General features: G+C 58.6%; 18 protein-coding genes. 8 read left to right on the top strand and 10 right to left on the bottom strand.

Annotation, left to right across the window (positions count from 1 at the left end):
- Positions 1-19: 19 nt before the first annotated feature.
- From Q0955_RS09635 to Q0955_RS09625, 3 genes are read right to left on the bottom strand one after another with little or no spacing between them, the layout of a single operon-like run.
- The gene (locus Q0955_RS09635) at positions 20-214 is read right to left on the bottom strand and encodes a Trm112 family protein (RefSeq protein ID WP_299423638.1); all 195 of its coding nucleotides are present in this window, start codon (positions 212-214) and stop codon (positions 20-22) included.
- A complete protein-coding gene (locus Q0955_RS09630; protein WP_299423634.1) occupies positions 211-855 on the bottom strand; it encodes an LON peptidase substrate-binding domain-containing protein in 645 nt (214 codons plus the stop codon). Before Q0955_RS09630 ends, Q0955_RS09635 begins: the two co-directional genes overlap by 4 nt.
- Positions 856-895: 40 nt before the next feature.
- Positions 896-1,822, bottom strand: a complete 927-nt coding sequence (locus tag Q0955_RS09625; RefSeq protein ID WP_299423631.1) for a co-chaperone YbbN — start codon at positions 1,820-1,822, stop codon at positions 896-898.
- A gap of 75 nt (positions 1,823-1,897) precedes the next feature.
- Between Q0955_RS09625 and Q0955_RS09620 the strand changes: the two genes are divergently transcribed.
- Positions 1,898-2,416: a DUF6653 family protein gene (locus tag Q0955_RS09620; RefSeq protein ID WP_299423628.1), complete on the top strand. Its 519-nt coding sequence runs from the start codon at positions 1,898-1,900 to the stop codon at positions 2,414-2,416.
- A gap of 6 nt (positions 2,417-2,422) precedes the next feature.
- Here the strand turns inward: Q0955_RS09620 and Q0955_RS09615 are convergent, their stop codons facing one another.
- Both Q0955_RS09615 and Q0955_RS09610 read right to left on the bottom strand, forming a co-directional pair.
- Positions 2,423-3,211: an exodeoxyribonuclease III gene (locus Q0955_RS09615; RefSeq protein WP_299423625.1), complete on the bottom strand. Its 789-nt coding sequence runs from the start codon at positions 3,209-3,211 to the stop codon at positions 2,423-2,425.
- Between the two features lie 288 nt (positions 3,212-3,499).
- Positions 3,500-4,186, bottom strand: a complete 687-nt coding sequence (locus Q0955_RS09610; protein ID WP_299423623.1) for a response regulator transcription factor — start codon at positions 4,184-4,186, stop codon at positions 3,500-3,502.
- 163 nt (positions 4,187-4,349) lie between these two features.
- Between Q0955_RS09610 and ribA the strand changes: the two genes are divergently transcribed.
- Positions 4,350-5,441 (top strand): GTP cyclohydrolase II, encoded by a 1,092-nt coding sequence (ribA, locus tag Q0955_RS09605; RefSeq protein WP_299423619.1) that lies wholly within the window; start codon positions 4,350-4,352, stop codon positions 5,439-5,441.
- Positions 5,438-5,932, top strand: coding sequence for a L,D-transpeptidase family protein (locus tag Q0955_RS09600; RefSeq protein ID WP_299423616.1), 495 nt, complete (start codon positions 5,438-5,440; stop codon positions 5,930-5,932). The genes ribA and Q0955_RS09600 overlap by 4 nt, the downstream gene beginning before the upstream one ends.
- A gap of 62 nt (positions 5,933-5,994) precedes the next feature.
- Here Q0955_RS09600 and Q0955_RS09595 read toward each other — a convergent pair whose 3' ends face one another.
- Entirely contained in the window at positions 5,995-6,645 is a 651-nt protein-coding gene (locus Q0955_RS09595; protein ID WP_299423614.1) for a YggS family pyridoxal phosphate-dependent enzyme, read from the bottom strand.
- 107 nt (positions 6,646-6,752) lie between these two features.
- Positions 6,753-7,673: a porin gene (locus Q0955_RS09590; RefSeq protein ID WP_299423611.1), complete on the bottom strand. Its 921-nt coding sequence runs from the start codon at positions 7,671-7,673 to the stop codon at positions 6,753-6,755.
- Positions 7,674-7,984: 311 nt separating this feature from the next.
- Here Q0955_RS09590 and Q0955_RS09585 point away from each other — a divergent pair, with 311 nt between their 5' ends.
- The gene (locus Q0955_RS09585) at positions 7,985-8,461 is read left to right on the top strand and encodes a DUF3576 domain-containing protein (RefSeq protein WP_299423608.1); all 477 of its coding nucleotides are present in this window, start codon (positions 7,985-7,987) and stop codon (positions 8,459-8,461) included.
- Between the two features lie 56 nt (positions 8,462-8,517).
- Here the strand turns inward: Q0955_RS09585 and Q0955_RS09580 are convergent, their stop codons facing one another.
- The gene (locus Q0955_RS09580; RefSeq protein ID WP_299423606.1) at positions 8,518-9,780 is read right to left on the bottom strand and encodes a glycosyltransferase family 4 protein; all 1,263 of its coding nucleotides are present in this window, start codon (positions 9,778-9,780) and stop codon (positions 8,518-8,520) included.
- Positions 9,781-9,968: 188 nt separating this feature from the next.
- Here Q0955_RS09580 and leuS point away from each other — a divergent pair, with 188 nt between their 5' ends.
- The 4 genes from leuS (at position 9,969) to Q0955_RS09560 (ending at position 14,744) form a co-directional block, all read left to right on the top strand.
- Complete coding sequence (gene leuS / locus Q0955_RS09575; protein ID WP_299423604.1) at positions 9,969-12,545, top strand: leucine--tRNA ligase; 2,577 nt, start codon at positions 9,969-9,971, stop codon at positions 12,543-12,545.
- Positions 12,532-13,038 (top strand): LPS assembly lipoprotein LptE, encoded by a 507-nt coding sequence (gene lptE / locus Q0955_RS09570; RefSeq protein WP_299423601.1) that lies wholly within the window; start codon positions 12,532-12,534, stop codon positions 13,036-13,038. Before leuS ends, lptE begins: the two co-directional genes overlap by 14 nt.
- Positions 13,035-14,066: a DNA polymerase III subunit delta gene (gene holA / locus Q0955_RS09565; protein ID WP_299423599.1), complete on the top strand. Its 1,032-nt coding sequence runs from the start codon at positions 13,035-13,037 to the stop codon at positions 14,064-14,066. The genes lptE and holA overlap by 4 nt, the downstream gene beginning before the upstream one ends.
- Before the next feature lie 87 nt (positions 14,067-14,153).
- Positions 14,154-14,744, top strand: coding sequence for a glutathione S-transferase family protein (locus Q0955_RS09560; RefSeq protein WP_299423596.1), 591 nt, complete (start codon positions 14,154-14,156; stop codon positions 14,742-14,744).
- Positions 14,745-14,804: 60 nt separating this feature from the next.
- Here the strand turns inward: Q0955_RS09560 and Q0955_RS09555 are convergent, their stop codons facing one another.
- Both Q0955_RS09555 and Q0955_RS09550 read right to left on the bottom strand, forming a co-directional pair.
- Positions 14,805-15,962 (bottom strand): TIGR03862 family flavoprotein, encoded by a 1,158-nt coding sequence (locus Q0955_RS09555; protein WP_299423593.1) that lies wholly within the window; start codon positions 15,960-15,962, stop codon positions 14,805-14,807.
- A complete protein-coding gene (locus tag Q0955_RS09550) occupies positions 15,959-17,272 on the bottom strand; it encodes a mechanosensitive ion channel domain-containing protein (RefSeq protein ID WP_299423590.1) in 1,314 nt (437 codons plus the stop codon). Before Q0955_RS09550 ends, Q0955_RS09555 begins: the two co-directional genes overlap by 4 nt.
- Positions 17,273-17,325: the final 53 nt, after the last annotated feature.

Genomic DNA, 17,325 nt, shown 5'->3' with positions numbered 1-17,325 from the left:
GGCCCCTCCCTGTTAGGGATCAGTCCAGCACGCGGGCTTCGTCGATCAGCATCACCGGAATGCCTTCGCGAATTGGGAACGCCAGATTGGCGGCCTTGGACACCAACTCCTGACGCGCCGCATCATACTCCAAACGGGTGCGTGTCTGCGGGCAGATCAGTGCTTCCAGCATCCGACGGTCAAAATTTGGTCCGGGTGTGGTGTGGGCATTCATTGCATAAAGTCCTCTCCAGCGCCGCCACGCAGCGCAAATTCCAGTAGCGTGACAAGGGTTTCCCGACGTGTGGACAAAGACGGTGCCTCCAGCAAGGCCTGTTTGTCTTCTGCCGAGAATTCCAACAACATCGACAGCGAATTGATCAACAACTCGTCGTCTGCGTCTTTGAGCGTGTCCCAATCGGTCGACAGATCCAAGTGCTCAAAATACCGCTTCAGCAGGTCCATAAAAGCCGGACGTTGAAAGCCGGCGTCCTGTTCGGTGGGACCTAGGTCATGGGCAAAGCCGTCCCAATTGACCTGACACCGGCGATAGGGTGTGAACCCCTCCACCTCTTGCTGAATCCGGAACCGGGACACTCCGGTCAAAGTGATCAGATAGCGGTTGTCGCCGGTTTCGGAAAACTGGGTGATGCGGCCAACACAGCCAATGGTGTGCAATCCATTGGCATCGCGGCCCGGCACTTCGTTGGGTTGCACCATGCCTATCAGCCGCTCACTGGTCTTGAGCGCGTCGTCCAGCATCGCCAAATAGCGCGGTTCAAAGATATGCAGCGGCAAGCGAGACCGGGGCAACAACAGCGCCCCGGGCAAGGGAAACACAGACAATGTGTCCGGTAAGTCAGCGGCTTTAATCATGCCAAAAGCCTACTCCGGTTTGCCCAATCCGCAAAGCGGATCAGGCGAAGATCATCGAGCTGAGCTTGCGACGGCCATTCAGCACCACCGGATCATTGGGCTTGAGCGCCTCAAAGATGGTGAAGAGCTGCGCTTTGGCCGCGCCGTCGTTCCATTCGCGATCGCGGCGGAAGAGTTCCAGAAGCTCATCCACGGCTTCCTCGACCTGATCGGCGCCGTGCAGCGCCTGCGCCAGATCCAAACGGGCCTGATGATTGTCCGGATCGGCGTCCACAGCGGCGCGCAGTTCGGCCACGGGACCGGCATTTTCGGCCTGACGGGCGAGTTCAATTTGCGCCCGAACCGCTTCGATTTCCGGAGCTGCAGAAATGACTTCTGGCACGCCGTTGATCACAGCTTCAGCCTCATCCACCTGCGCCAAGGCCAGGTAAGACCGCGCCAAACCGGCAAAAGCTTCTGCATTTTCAGGATCTTGATCCGCAATCGCCGCAAAGGTTTCCGCTGCAGAGGCCGCATCCCCTTCGGTCAACATCTCTTCGGCCGCGACCAAAGCATCCGCCAAACCGCCATCCGGCACCTGACCTCCAGCCGCCTCGACAACACGGGCCACAAAAGCGTCAATCTCGCTGCCCGGCAATGCGCCCTGGAACCCGTCAACCGGCTGGCCTTGCCAGAAAGCATAGACTGTCGGGATCGACTGCACACGCATCTGGCCAGCAATACCCTGGTTTTCGTCAACGTTGATCTTGGCCATTTTCACTGCGCCACCAGCGGCGGTCACGGCCGCTTCAAGGGCCGGGCCAAGAGTTTTGCACGGGCCACACCATGGCGCCCAGAAATCCACAATCACCGGCACGGTCATAGAGGCATCCACAACCTCGGCCATAAAAGTGGCCTCTGACACGTCCTTGATCAAATCGCCTGCTGCGGGCGCAGTTGCGGCGCCTCCGCCAAGAATATCCATCATCTTTGTTCTCCGTCTGGAACTTGCCCCCTATATGGAGGGGAGCGAGACAGAAACCAAGAGAGGAGTTGTCCAGACATGGCAGCAAAATGGGACATATTTGCCCTTTCAGAGCGCATGATGGCCATGGATGAGGCGGCCTGGGCACGGCATTCAAACCCGCTCAGTGTTTATTCGCGTATGTCGATTTTGCCGTTGATGACGCTGGCGGTGTTTTCGCGGATCTGGCTTGGCTGGGGGGCGCTGGTGCCGATTGGCCTGGTGATATTGTGGACGTGGTGGAACCCCCGCGCCTTTGCGCCGCCAAAGTCTACCAACAGTTGGGCCGCGCACGGCACCTTTGGCGAACGGGTGTTTCTCAACCGAAAAGCGGTTCCGATCCCCAAGCATCACACGCGGTGGGCGGTTGCTCTTGGTGTGGTGTCTGGCGTGGGGCTGATGCCGTGGCTCTGGGGATTGTGGCAGATTGATCTTGGTATGACGCTATTTGGCCTGAGCCTGATGATTGGTGGCAAACTGTGGTTTGTCGACCGGATGGTCTGGCTCTACCAAGACATGAAAGACGCCCACCCCGATTACACAGCGTGGGCGCGATAAAATTGATTAGAGATCAAACGTCGCAAACACCGGCGCGTGATCAGAAGGTTTTTCCCAACCACGGGCGTCGCGGACCACGCGGCTGGAATGGCCTGCGTTGGAGATGTCCCCTGTGGCCCAGACATGGTCCAGGCGGCGGCCTTTGTCCGCCGCGTCCCAATCCCGCGCGCGATAGGACCACCAGCTGTAGAGATTGCCCTCGGGGATATCCTGACGGGTGATGTCAACCCAGCCGCCAGCCTCTTGGGTTTCGGCCAGTTTCTCGACTTCGATAGGGGTGTGGCTAACCACCTTTAGCAGCTTTTTATGATCCCAAACGTCATCTTCCCGAGGGGCAATGTTGAGGTCGCCTACAAGAATGGATTTTTTAACCTTCTCCTTGCGGAACCAATCCCGCATCTCCGCCAAGTAATCGAGCTTCTGGCCAAACTTCTCGTTCTTTTCGCGGTCCGGCACATCCCCACCTGCGGGCACATAGAAGTTGTGTACGGTCACGCCGTTTTCCAGCGTGCCTGCGATGTGGCGGGCGTGGCCCAAGTCAGCAAAGTCTTCGCTGCCCGCTTCGACCATTGGGATTTTGGAGAAGATCGCCACGCCGTTGTAGCCCTTTTGGCCGCGCGCAACCATGTGGGTGTAGCCCAGTTCGGCAAAGGCTTCGGTTGGAATGAGCTCCACCGGACTTTTGCATTCTTGAAGACACAGCACGTCCGGCGCTTCTTCCTGCATCAGCTTGAGCACAATCGGCTCGCGCAAGCGCACCGAGTTGATGTTCCAGGTGGCAAGGGTGAAAGACATATGGCGCGCTCCCGTTTTGTTCTCCTGGCGACCCTAGCCATGTGGGCGCAGAGTGCCAATGCGAAATCCTGCGCATTTGGGGGAATGTGGGAAGCGGAAGAAAAAAGCGCCCGAGCCGGAGCTCGGGCCAGTCCAACAGGGAGGTTCATGTCATTACCCGGACATGGGCGGGAACTCTTAGGTCACTTGTAAATGATGTGTCTCAGATATTGCTTTGATCCACATCAACGTAACATATTTAGTATCTCCGCGCCGATTCCAAAGGCCAGCGCGGTGAAATCGGCAAGATTATGCCACCAGGCGGTAGCCGCCGGACTCTGTGATCAGCAGGCGGGCGTTGGAGGGATCAGGCTCGATCTTCTGGCGCAGGCGATAGATGTGGGTCTCCAGCGTGTGGGTGGTGACACCGGCGTTGTACCCCCAGACCTCGTGGAGCAATACATCCCGTGCCACAACACCTTCGGTGGCGCGGTAGAGAAACTTCAGGATGTTTGTCTCTTTTTCCGTCAGGCGCACTTTGCTCTCATCCTCGCGCATCAGGAGCTTCATGGAGGGCTTGAACGTGTATGGCCCAAGCTGGAAAACCGCATCCTCAGATTGCTCGTGCTGCCTCAGTTGCGCACGAATCCGCGCAAGCAAGACGGGAAACTTAAAGGGCTTGGTCACGTAATCGTTGGCGCCCGAATCAAGGCCGAGAATCGTGTCTGCATCGCTGTCATGGCCGGTTAGCATCAGGATTGGACTTTTCACGCCCTGTTTGCGCATCAGGCGGCAGAGCTCACGCCCGTCAGTGTCTGGCAAACCCACATCAAGAATGATGATGTCATAGAGGCCTTCTTTCACCCGGCCCATGGCCTCGACCCCATTGCCTGCTTCAAAGACATCAAAATCCTCGGTCATCACAAGCTGCTCAGAAAGCGCCTCGCGCAGATCTTCGTCGTCATCTACCAGCAGGATCTTTTTCAACTGTGCCATGTGCGTCTCTCCGTAATGCGTTGCTTGGTAGCCATGTGAGGTGGCCGTGCGGGCAGAACAAGAATTGCTGCAATCTGCTCACGGCCTCGTGTTTCAACACCACCAAATGTTTCATATTGCTGCAGAAGAGGCTACATGGGATTGGCTGAAGACAGAGGTTCCAATGAGTTTTGCCCCCGACATTATTGAGCGACTGGCCCGCGCGCGTGCCGATTTGCGCATGGGGGTGCCCATTGTGCTGACCGGCGCCGGCACGCCGTTGCTGGTGTTGGCCGCAGAAACACTGACTGCAGAGCGGTTGGCGGATGTACGAACACTTGGTGCCGCGCCCGACCTGACTCTGACCGCACGGCGGGCAGAAACGCTAAAGGCACGGGCTTATGATGGCGATATTGCCCGTGTGGCGCTGCCGGGCGGGGCTGATCTGCGCTGGATCAAAGGCATTGTGAGCCCCGAAGATGATTTGAACACGCCGATGAAAGGGCCGCTGGCGACCGCCCGCACGGGAGAGGCGGCGTTACACCGCGCCGCAGTGAAGCTTGTGAAGTCCGCGCAGCTGTTGCCCGCCGCATTGACTTTGGAGCTGGTAGAAGCGGGCAACTTCGCGCTGGAGCATGGGTTGACGGTGATCCCATCAGCTTTGGCCGCGCCACATCTGGCGGCGACGAGCCCGCTGCATCCGGTGGTGCACGCGCGCTTGCCGATGGAGGCGGCGGAAGCAGGACGACTGCACATCTTCCGACCAGAAGACGGTGGAGCGGAGCACTACGCAATCGAAATTGGCCGTCCGGATCGGGGTGCGCCCGTGCTGGCGCGGCTGCATTCGGCCTGTTTTACCGGCGATGTGTTAGGCAGCCTGAAATGCGACTGTGGTCCGCAGTTGCACGCAGCGCTTGGGCATATGGGGTCCGAGGGCAACGGTGTACTACTCTACCTCAACCAGGAAGGCCGCGGCATTGGCCTGGCCAACAAAATGCGAGCCTATTCACTGCAAGATCAAGGGTTTGACACGGTTGAGGCCAACCACCGTCTGGGTTTTGAGGATGATGAGCGCGATTTTCGTATTGGCGCCAAAATCCTGCAGGAGATGGGGTTCTCTTCTGTGCGGCTGCTGACCAACAACCCGCGCAAGATTACGATGATGGAAAACGCCGGCGTGGCGGTTGCGGAGCGGGTGGCGCTGAAAGTGGGCGAGAATGCGCATAATCAGGCGTATTTGGCGACCAAAGCGCAGAAGTCAGGACATATGCTGTGAGCCCCCAAGATCTGGTTCTCACCCCGCGTGGCGTACGTTTTTTGGGCCGCCATTTCCCGTGCAGCATTGGCAAAGGTGGCATCCGACACAACAAACAGGAGGGAGATGGCGCAACGCCCGCTGGCGTGCATCAGATAACCGGCCTGCTTTATCGCGCGGACCGGGTTGTGATGCCTGCGCCTTGGGCGACGGCCATTGGCAAAGATGATCTATGGTCAGATGCCAGCAACGATCCGGATTACAACCAGATGGTGCGCGCGCCTTACGCGCCTAGCCATGAAAAGCTGCGGCGGGCGGATCCGCTGTATGATGTGATCCTGCTCACCGATTGGAATTGGCCGTTGGCGCAGGATGGTCGCGGGTCGGCAATTTTTCTGCACCAATGGCGTCGGCCGGGATACCCAACCGAGGGCTGCATTGCTTTTGCGCGCCCGCATATGCACTGGATCGCCAACCATGCCCCCCCCGGCACGCGGATCATCGTGCCTTAGGGTTCTTCTTGCCCTAAATATCCCCGCCGGAGGCTTCCCAGCGTAGAAACGAGCGCGAAGGTTTAGGAGTCGCGCGCGCCAAAAATGGCGGAGCCAACCCGTACATGGGTCGCGCCCAAGGCAACGGCACGCTCATAATCGCCACTCATACCCATGGACAGGCCGGCAAGCCCGTTGCGGGATGCCAATTTGGCCAGCAAAGCAAAGTGCAACGAAGGCTCTTCGGTTGCTGGAGGAATGCACATCAAACCCACTACCGGCAATTCCAGCGCGCGACACTCAGCCACAAAACCATCCACATCCGCCAAAAGCACGCCGGATTTCTGTTCTTCTTCACCGGTATTCACCTGAATGAACAAATCAGGGCATGTGCCCTCTTCCTGCGCAAGACGGGCCAGGGTGTTGGCAAGTTTGGGACGGTCAAGCGAATGGATGGCATCAAACAGGCCAAGCGCCTGTCGGGCTTTGTTGGTTTGCAGTGGGCCAAGCAGGTGAACTTTGGCATCCGGGTAGGTCTCGCGGAAGGCGGGCCATTTGCCAGCCGCTTCCTGCACCTGATTTTCCCCGAACAAACGGTGGCCCTGTTTCAGGACCGCTTCCACCACATCATTGGGTTGACGCTTGCTGACCGCGATCAATTTGGTTTCGCCAGAGGGACGTCCGGCGGCGGTTTCTGCTTTGGCGATGCGGCTTTGAATTTCGGAGAGCGACATGGACAGGCCTCTTGTTGGTGCTGCCCTGCAAAAATCATGGTTTTGCACAAAAAGAAAGGGGCAGGCTCTTGCGAGCCCGCCCCAAAAGACTTGGTGTCTTTCAGCTATTAGAAGCTGAAGGTCACACCGGCGTCTGCCTGGGTGTTGCCAGCGGAGTTGGAACCAACGCCAGCTGCCAGAGATACACCGCCGCCCAGGGAGTGGCTGTAGCCAATGCCGTAGGAGGTGTCGAGGCCGGAACCGCCACCGCTGGAAACGAAGCCAGTGATGGAGCCAGCTGCGGAAACAGCGTATGCGCCGGACAGACCGAACATAGTGTCGTTAACGGTGTCGTTGTCACCAACCAGAGCAGCGTAGGAGAAGTCACCGAAGGAACCGTCAGCACCGATCGCCCACTGCTTACCAGCCATTTTGTCGTCGCCGTACATGGCACCGATGCGGTGTGCACCGAAGTTGTAGCCAGCACCGATCTGCCAGTTTTCGTCAGCACCAGCAATGGTGGTGTCGTTCAGTGTGTAGGATGCGTTCACAGTGAAGTCGCTGATGGAGTACAGAGCTTTAATAGTCTGTGACGCCGCTTGACCGTTACCGAAGCCAACTTTCTGGAAGCCGGAGAAGTTCGCTGCCTGGTCCAAGAAACCAGTGTAGCCAACGCCGTGGCCGCCCCAAGTTACAACGTCACCGGAGTCGAACACGTCGGAAACGTGACCAACGTCAACGCGGAAACCGCCGGTGGATACTGCGAAGCCAGCTGCGCCTGCGCCGCCGGTTGCGCCGCCGCCGTTTACGTTGCCGCCGGAGATGCCGTCGTCAGCCTGCCAACGAATACGGCCTTCGAACTTAACGCCACCGTCTGTTTCGGTTACGCCGTTTACGGTCAGACGGAAGCGGTGATCCAGAACGGTGTCCTGAGACGCGTTCTCGGTGTATACAACACCCAAGCGGCCGGAGCCGGACCAGGTCAGTTCAGCGGCAGCAACGCCAGCGGTAGCAACGAGTGCAGTCGATGCGAAGAGAATCTTTTTCATGATTTTTTCCCTCGGATTTCCAATTCATGCGCCCAACCTGGAGAATCCCTGATTGGGTATGCCGTAGTCTCTCGCTCTTTTGGGGGTGTTTTGGCAAGCACGGCGAGAAGCTTTAAGAGAAGATGACCAGACGTGGTGCAGACATGCCACAGTTGGTTTTCCCAAGCAAAAAACCGCCGATAGATTAACCAATACGCAGGGTTGGGTGAATTCACTGCGCCATGTGGCCTCCCGTATATAAGGCGCAAGACTCTTGCCCAATGCGTGGGGGTTGGCTAGGACGGGTACAAACCACGTCTTGAGGCAGTTTTATGGAACTATACCGTCGCCCCGCCCTTCTGGCCGCGCTTGTTGCTGTGTTGAGTGTCAGCGCATGTGGCAATAGGGACAAAAACCCGACAGGCCTCTTAGGAGACGGCCGGACCACCGAATACAGCCAGGAGCGTGAAACCATCTGGGATGTCTTTGGTCCGGACAATTCAGATGAGACCGTTCGGGTGAACAAATACCTCTGGGCGGCGTCGATGGAAGTTTTGGACTTCCTGCCGATTCAGACAGTGGATCCTTTTAGTGGTGTGATCTCGACCGGCTATGGCACCCCGCCCGGCGGCGGGCGCTCTTACCGGGCCACAATATATATCCGTGATTCTTCGCTAGACGCGCGGTCTTTGAATGTGGCGTTGCAATCCAGTGGCGGACGGGCAGTGCCCGAAAGCACGGCGCGCGCGGTTGAGGACGCGATTCTCACGCGGGCGCGGCAAATCCGGATTGCCGATCGCAAGATCTGATCTGACATCTATCAACTTTCGAAAAGCCGCAGACCTAGAACTGCGGCTTTTTTGATTCAACTGCGCAGCGCGCCGGCGGGCATATCGTGCAGTTTCTGAATCCATTCCAGCTGTTTGGGCAGACAGCAGCTTTGCAGATCATAGTTTTTCACCGCGTAGGCGCGGGAGGCTTTGGCCATGTCAGCACACATGTCGGGATCATCCAGCACGGAACAGATTTCCGCGACCATGCGTTCGCCTTCAAAGAAGGGGAACAGGCGGCCGGTTTCACCATGGGTGATGACCTCGGTCACAGGTGCGGTGTCGCTGGCGACAATTGGCGCGCCAATGGCCATGGCCTCCATCAAGGACCAGCTGAGCACAAAGGGATAAGTCAGATAGACATGCGCCTTGCTGATTTGCAGCATGGAGAGGAATTGGTCGTAGGGTACTTTGCCCAGGAAATGCACGCGCTCCCAGTTGGGGGTTGGAATTTTTCCGCGCACTTCGTCGATATAGATTTGCTTCCAGGTTTGGCCTTTCGGCGGGGCCGCGCCGTAGCTCACCTCATCGCCGCCCACGATGAGAACACGGGCATTCGGGCGCTGTTTGAGCAGCTCCGGCAGCGCGCGCATAAAGACGTGATAGCCGCGGTAGGGTTCGAGGTTGCGGTTCACAAAGGTGATGACCTCGTCCTCGCGGGTCAAAACTGTTCCGTCTCCTAAAGTCAGCGAAGCATCAGGGTGTGGCTTCACCACGTCGGTGTCGATACCATCGTGAATCACACTGATGATGTCTTTGTATTCCGGCGGGAAGGTATTGGCCTGAAACTGGGTTGGACTGATGCCCAAGTCAGCAGACTGATGGTGCATCATATTGTTGAGGTTCTTCAGACGCAGGCGGATGGAATCAGTGTCAGCACTACGCTTCGGGAACTCCGGATCAAAATGCGTATCCGTGTCATGGAGCGCATAATAAAGCTCGCAATAGAGACCAATACGCGCGGTGGGCCAGAGATCACGCAGAAACATCGACTCGCCCCAGCCCGGATGGGCGACAATCACATCGGGTGTGTAGCCTTCCTCGTTCCGTAGATTACGCGCGGCGGCGTAGCAGGCTTCCGCCCGCAGCACTTTGGTTTCAAAATCCACCATCCACGGATGCAGACCTTGGGCCGGTTTGCGTTTGATCTGATAGGGGTAGAGTTCCACCCCCTGCCATTTGCCGCGTTGTTTGGCGCGCAGAGTGATAGAACGCACGTCATGACCGCGCGCAACCAATTCCGGTGCCAGATGTTTGAACTGTCCCGGGAAATTCTGGTGAATGAAGAGGATTTTCACGCCAACGACCTGTCTCAAATATTCTTGTTAGAGGTGTATAGCCCGAAAATAGGCCACGGTAAGCCATGTGATAGGTCAAATTGCGGCTCTTGTGACTGGACCAAGGCGCGCGGGCGTCCTATCACCTTGCGCAACCCGCGCCACGCTTTTGAGGTGGCTGACACGAATAACTGAAAAGGTGCCACCGCATGTCGCGCTATAGCCCCGCAGAGATTGAAGCCCGCTGGCAAGAGGCCTGGGCCAAAACCGAGACCTTCAAAGCCGTTCGGGATGAGAGCAAACCCAAGTATTATGTGCTGGAGATGTTCCCCTACCCGTCCGGCAAGCTGCACATGGGCCACGTGCGCAACTACACCATGGGCGACGTAATCGCGCGCTACAAAATCTCCACGGGTCACAACGTGCTGCACCCGATGGGGTTTGACGCCTTTGGTATGCCTGCGGAAAACGCGGCGATGGCGTCTGGCGGCCACCCGAAGGATTGGACCTATTCCAACATCGACACGATGGTTGAACAGATGAAGCCGCTGGGCCTGTCGCTGGACTGGTCGCGCATGTTTGCCACCTGTGACGAGGATTATTACGGGCAGCAGCAGGCGCTGTTCCTTGATTTCCTCGAAAAAGGTCTCGTCTATCGCAAAAACGCCGTGGTGAACTGGGACCCGGTCGACATGACCGTGCTTGCCAACGAGCAGGTTGAGAACGGTCGTGGCTGGCGTTCCGGCGCACTGGTGGAGCGGCGCGAGCTGACGCAGTGGTTCTTCAAGATTTCCGACTATTCTGATGAGCTGTTGACCGCGCTGGACGGGTTGGACAACTGGCCCGCAAAAGTGCGGCTGATGCAGGAAAACTGGATTGGCAAATCGCGTGGTCTGGAATTTGGCTTTGAGCGCACGGATGGCGGTGAGGATATCACCGTTTATACGACACGCCCCGACACGCTGATGGGCGCGTCTTTTGTGGGGATTTCGCCGGATCATCCGATTGCGAAAGAACTTGAAGCGTCCAATCCTGATGTGGCGGCGTTTGTGGCGGAGTGCCGCAAAGGAGGCACGACTGAAGAGGCGATCGAGACCGGTGAAAAACTGGGCTATGACACTGGCCTTCGTGTGAAACATCCGCTGAACCCCGACTGGGAGCTGCCGGTTTGGATCGCGAACTTCATTTTGATGGACTACGGCACCGGCGCGATTTTTGCCTGCCCTGCGCATGACCAGCGGGATTTGGACTTCTGCCGCAAATATGACCTGCCCGTCGTGGACACCTTCTTTGCCATTGGCGATGAGTCACCGGTGGAGAACACCGCCTTTGTGCCAGGCAAGGATGAAAAGGTGAAATGGGTGAACCATTTTTCTGGTCTGGATGAGGCCACTGGTCAGGAAGCCATCGATGTCACCATCGATTTTGCCGAAAAGGCCGGTTGGGGCAAAGGCGTGACCAACTTCCGCCTGCGTGATTGGGGTCTGAGCCGCCAGCGTTATTGGGGTTGCCCGATTCCGGTGGTGCATTGTGATGCCTGCGGTGTGGTGCCGGAAAAGAAAGAGAACCTGCCCATTGCACTGCCTTACGATGAAGACGGCAAAGCGATTGATTTCTCGGTGCCGGGCAACCCGCTCGACCGTCATCCAAGCTGGCGCGATTGCACCTGCCCGAACTGTGGTGCACCGGCGAAGCGTGAAACCGACACCATGGACACCTTTGTGGACAGCTCCTGGTACTTTGCGCGCTTTACCGCGCCGAAAGCGGACACGCCTACCGTGGCGGAAGATGCGGCCTATTGGATGAACGTCGATCAGTATATCGGCGGCATTGAGCACGCGATTTTGCACCTGCTCTATTCGCGTTTCTTTGCGCGGGCGATGAACATCTGTGGCCACCTGCCGGAAAGCGCAAAAGAGCCGTTTGACGCACTGTTCACACAAGGCATGGTGACGCATGCAATCTATAAGAACGCCGAGCGTACCGACGACAACGGCCGCGCGATCCATCACTACCCTGCAGAAGTGGAAGAACGTGACGGTGGCACTTTTGTGAAAGAGACTGGCGAGAAGGTAGAGGTTATTCCGTCCGCCAAGATGTCCAAGTCCAAAAACAACGTCGTCGACCCGGTCGACATCATCACCGCCTTTGGCGCCGATACCGCGCGTTGGTTTGTGCTGTCTGACAGCCCGCCCGAGCGCGATGTGGAGTGGACCGCTTCTGGTGCGGAAGCGGCATACAAACACCTGACCCGCGTTTGGAACCTCTGTGACAAGATTGGCGAGATGGACGACGGTGCCAAAGGTCAGGGTGACGACGAGTTGCTGCGCGAGACCCACAAGGCGATCCGCGATGTGACGTTGGGTGTGGAGAGCTTTGGCTTCAACGCATCCATCGCGAAACTGTACGCTTTCACCAACACCATCGCCAAATCCAAGGCGGGCAAAGCCGCCAAGCGTGAAGCGATCATGACTTTGGCACAGCTGATGTCGCCGATGACACCGCACCTCGCGGAAGACATCTGGGCGCATCAGGGCGGCGAAGGTCTGGTTGTGAATGCGGCCTGGCCCAAAGCCGATGAGGCGATGCTGGTCGAGGCCAACGTGACGCTGCCGATCCAGATCAACGGCAAGCGGCGCGGGGAAATCACCGTGGCGAAGGACATGCCAAAAGAAGAGGTTGAAAAGCTGGCGCTGGCGCATGAAGCTGTTGTTCGAGCGCTGGATGGGGCCCAGCCCAAGAAGATGATAGTTGTCCCCGGTCGGATTGTGAATGTCGTCGTTTAACCGCCGCTTCTTTATGTTGTCTGCAGCCGCATTGGGGGGAACCTCTCTCAGCGGCTGTGGATTTGAGCCTGTCTATGGCACGGACGGGGCGGCCTCGATGCTGCTCAACAATGTGTTGGTGGATGAGCCCAAGGCCAGTGAAAGCTACCTGTTGGTGCGTGAGCTTGAGAACCGTTTGGGCCAGCCAGGTGGCGCGCCGCAGTTTGGCTTGTCTCTGGCGATGAACCTGGATGAGCAAGGCGTGGGCCGGACCTCGGCACAGGTGACCAACCGCTATGACGTGGTGGGCTCTGTGACCTATGCGCTGCGCGGCATGGACGACAAAGAGGTGCTGACCTCCGGCAAGGTGTCGAGCTTCACCAGCTATTCCGCGAGCGGCAGCACCGTGTCCGAATTGGCTGCGAAAGACGACGCCTATGAGCGGCTAATGGTGATTCTGGCGGATCGGATTGTGGTCGATCTGCAGGCCTATGCGGTGTCTGAGGCGGCATGAAGCTTTCTGCGCGGGACGCCAATCGCTACTTTTCCAAGCCGGAACCGGATCGCACGGGCCTGTTGATTTTCGGGCCGGATGCGATGCGCGTGGCGCTGAAACGCCAGGAAGTAGTTGCGGCGCTCATTGGACCGCAGGGCGAGGAGGAAATGCGGCTGACCCGCATTCCCGGCGCGGATTTGCGCAAAGACAAAGCCGCCGTTTTGGATGCCATCAAGGAAGTGAGCTTCTTCCCGGGACCACGCGTGGTGTTTGTCGAAGGGGCCACCGATGCGGGTGCTCCGGCGATTCTGAGCGCGCTGGAGGATTGGGCCGAAGGTGATGCGCAGATTGTGGTGACCGCTGGTCAACTTAAAGCCAGCTCCAAGATGCGCAAAGCGTTTGAGACCCACCGCAATGCCTATGCGGTGGGGATTTACAACGATCCGCCCAGCCGGGAGGAGATTGAGGCGGATTTGAAGGCCGCCGGTCTTGGCAATGTTGAACACGAGGCGATGACCGACCTGTTCAATCTGGCACGCGAGCTGGACCCCGGCGATTTCCGGCAGACCTGTGAAAAGCTGGCGCTTTATAAGTTCAAGGACGACCTGCCGGTGACTTCCGAGGATGTGGCGGCTTGTGCTCCGGTGTCCACCGAGGCGGCGTTGGATGACATTCTGAACATCGTGGCCGAAGGGCGTGCGCGGGAGATTGGCCCGGTGCTGCGCAAGTTGGAAGCGCAGGGTGTGAACCCAGTGTTGCTGATCATCTCGGCCACCCGGCATTTCCGGGCGCTTTATGGCGCCGCGGCGGACCCCGGCGGGGCGGCGGCGGGTATTGCCCGGATGCGTCCGCCGATTTTTGGGCCGCGGCGCGATCGTATGGTGCGACAGGCGTCGAGCTGGGGTGCGCCCAAGCTGGAGCAGGCGCTGACCGGCCTGACCGACACCGACTTGCAGCTGCGCTCCGCCGGACAGCGCGCGCCGGAGATGGCGCTCGTGGAACGGCTGTTCTTGCGATTGGCGATGCTGGGCCAGCGCGGGCGGTAACGCGCGACGAGGCGTCACGACGGCAGGAGACGCTTGTTTCATGAGAGATCGACGGGCAGTCTCCCCTCAAAGAGCAGGGAGGATGCCATGTATGAAGTGATCGGAAGCCCCACCAGCCGCGCGTTCCGGGTGGTTTGGATGTTGGAAGAGCTGGGTCAGCCTTACAAATTGTCGCCGGAAAAGCCGCATTCCGAGGTTGTGAGCGCGCTCAATCCGTCTGGTAAAATTCCGATCCTGAAAGATGGCGACGCGGCGATCATCGACAGCACCGCGATCCTGACCTATCTGGCGGACAAACATGGTGCGCTGACCTACCCGGCTGGCACCATCGAGCGGGCGCATCAGGACAGTTTCACACATCAAATCCTGGATGAAGTGGAAGCTGGACTGTGGACCGCAAGCCGTCACAACTTCATCCTGCCAGACGAGCGGAAGGTACCTGCGGTGAAAGAGACCCTAATGTGGGAATACAGCCGGGGCTTGAAGAACGTGCTGCGCCGCCGTCAGGGGACCTATCTGATGGGCGACGAGATGACCGTGCCGGATATCATCCTGACCCATTGCGCGACTTGGGCGAAATTTGAAGGGTTCCCAACCGACAATGAGGAACTGCTTGGCTACATCAAGGTCACGCGGGGGCGTGAGGCGTTTCAGCGTTTGTTGCCGAAGAAAAAGTGAGGGGCCAGCCCCTCTTGGCCTGTGGCCAATTCACCCCGGGATATCTGAGGAATGAGAAAGTTAGGGTGCGCGTTTCAGCCAGTTGGCGGCACCTAAACCGGCCCAGCGCCCTGTGGCGAGGCAGGCGGTGAGGAGGTAGCCGCCGGTGGGGGCCTCCCAATCCAGCATCTCACCTGCGGCAAACGTGCCTGGGTGATCCTTGAGCATGAGGGATGCATCTACAGCATCGAAGCGCAGGCCGCCTGCGGTGCTAATTGCTTCATCCATTGGACGCGGGCCTGTGTGGGTTACCGGCAAAGACTTAATGAGTGGGGCCAAGTCCTCTGGCAGCGGCTGGCCAAACTCCATCAGCAAGGCCTGCTTTTCCGGAGAAAGCTTGAGCGCTTTGCGCAGGAAGTTGGCGCGGCTCATTTTGCCTTTGGGGCGCGACAGGCGCGCGCGGATGTCGTCCAAGCTCATGTCCGGCAAAAGGTCCAGCGTGAGCGCCGCGCCGTCGCGCATGGGGCGGGAGACGGCGTAGATGCCGCCGCCTTCCAGACCGCGTTCGGAAATGACAAATTCAGCGCGTAGAGAGGCATCGCCCGCGGTGAGTGTCACGTTTTTGATCGGCATCCCGAAGTGGCGCGCCATGTGTGGGGACCAGTCGACTTCAAAGCCCATGTTGGCCGGTTTGAAGGGCGCGAGCGGTGCTTTTAGCCAATCCGCCCATGTGCCGTCAGAGCCTAGACGCGCCCAGCTGGCACCGCCGCAGGCCAGAACGCAGACCTTGGGGTCGATCTCTTGCGGGCCGGTCGGAGTGTCAAAACGGTAGCTGCCGCCCGTCCAGCGCCAGCGGGTGCGGATCTCAACGCCCTGCTCTGATAACCGTGAGAGCCAGGTCCGCAGGAGCGGCGAGGCTTTCATGACTTTGGGAAAGACACGACCAGATGACCCCGTGAACATTTCCTGCCCCAGGTCTTCTGCCCAGGTGGTGACATCCTTGGGGCCAAAGGCCTCCAGCATAGGACGCAGGGTAGGAGAAGCCTCGTGATACTGGCTCAGGAAGGCCTCAAACGGCTCATCCTTGGTCAGGTTGAGGCCGGACTTGCCCGCCATCAGGAATTTGCGCGCCACCGAAGGCTTGGCCTCGGCCACCACAACGGAATGGCCCGCCGCAGAGATCACGTCAGCCGCCATGAGGCCAGCAGGGCCAGCGCCTATGATCAGCGCATAGGTCACGCGGTTGGCAATGGCGTTTTGAGTTCCACCACACGCTGTGGATACGGAATGGTGATACCTTCGTCCTTGAGCGCGTTCCAGATCAGGAAGAGCACGTCAGAGGTGAACTTGTTACGACCGTCATCAATGCCTTCGACCCAGAACTCTACGGCGAAATCCACACCGTTGTCGCCAAAGCCCCGCAGCTCGCAATCAGGCGGGAACGGGTCGTTCAACACGCCGGGGTGTTTGGCCACCGCCGCCTCGATGATGTCGGGCACTTTGTTGATGTCGGTGTCGTAGCTGACGGAGAAGGGCGCCTCGTAGCGGTTGGCGGAGCCGCTGTCGGAGTAATTCACCACACGGGTGGTGATGAAATCCTCGTTGGGCACCACAATCCAGCGCCCATCGTAGGTTTCCAGAATGGTGGCACGGGCGGTCATTTTGATGATGGTGCCGGCCTCGCCGCCGTCCAGCTCCACATAATCCCCAACAGTGGCCTGGCCTTCGAGCAACAGGATCACGCCGGAGATGAAGTTGGAGGCAATCTTTTGCAGGCCAAAACCAAGCCCCACACCAATCACACCGGTGAGCACCGCCAGCGAGGTGAGGTTGATGCCCATGATGTTCATCACCAGCAGGAAGGCGACGCCGAAGATGCCGATTTCCAGGGTTTTGGCGATGAGCTCGCGCATCGCAGGGCGCATCTCGTCCTGTTTCTTGATGAACTGGCTGGATTGCTCGTTGGACCAGCGGCCAAGCCAGAAGATCGCGCTCGCCACCACAACAAAGCGGATGGCAAACAGCACCGAGAAGGAGAGGTTGCCCAGTGGAACAACCGTGGCGTCCAGATAGGCCATGACCTCATCCAGAATGCCCAGCGCGTAGAGACCGGCGATGGGTACAAGCAGGTAGCGCCCCAGGACTTTCATCACCGGATCAGCGATGATTTCTTTGACCAGAATGCGCACGGCGAGGAACAGGAATACCCGTTTGCCAAAAGCGATTACCGCGCCGGAGCCGAACAGTGAGCGGGTCACGTTTTCGCCAATGCCGATGAAGACATAGGCCAGAAGCGGCAGAAGTAGCGGCAAGAACATCGACACAAAGCGGCGGGCGCGGGCGATGTAGCTGTCTTGCCCCTCTGGCGGGGTGAGCCAGCGGTTCAGCAGCGGGTGCAGCTTGCGGCTGGCATAAAGCGCAGCAAGGTAGGCCACCAGCAGCAGGCCAAATTGCGACCAGGCGGCGGGGCTGAGCAGCCAGCCTTGGGCGATACCCCACAAGCGTTCGACCTGTTCGAGAGCTGAGTTGAGTAAGGCTGTGCCGTCCATGAGAGGTCCACTTGCTGAAATGGGCGCTTTGAGTATCCTCTTGCCTTGCGGGC

The sequence above is a fragment of the uncultured Shimia sp. genome, assembly GCF_947493595.1.
Taxonomy (GTDB): Bacteria; Pseudomonadota; Alphaproteobacteria; order Rhodobacterales; family Rhodobacteraceae; genus Shimia.
The sequence above is the reverse complement of the archived record's forward strand: the minus strand, read 5'-3'. Positions and strand labels throughout refer to the sequence as shown.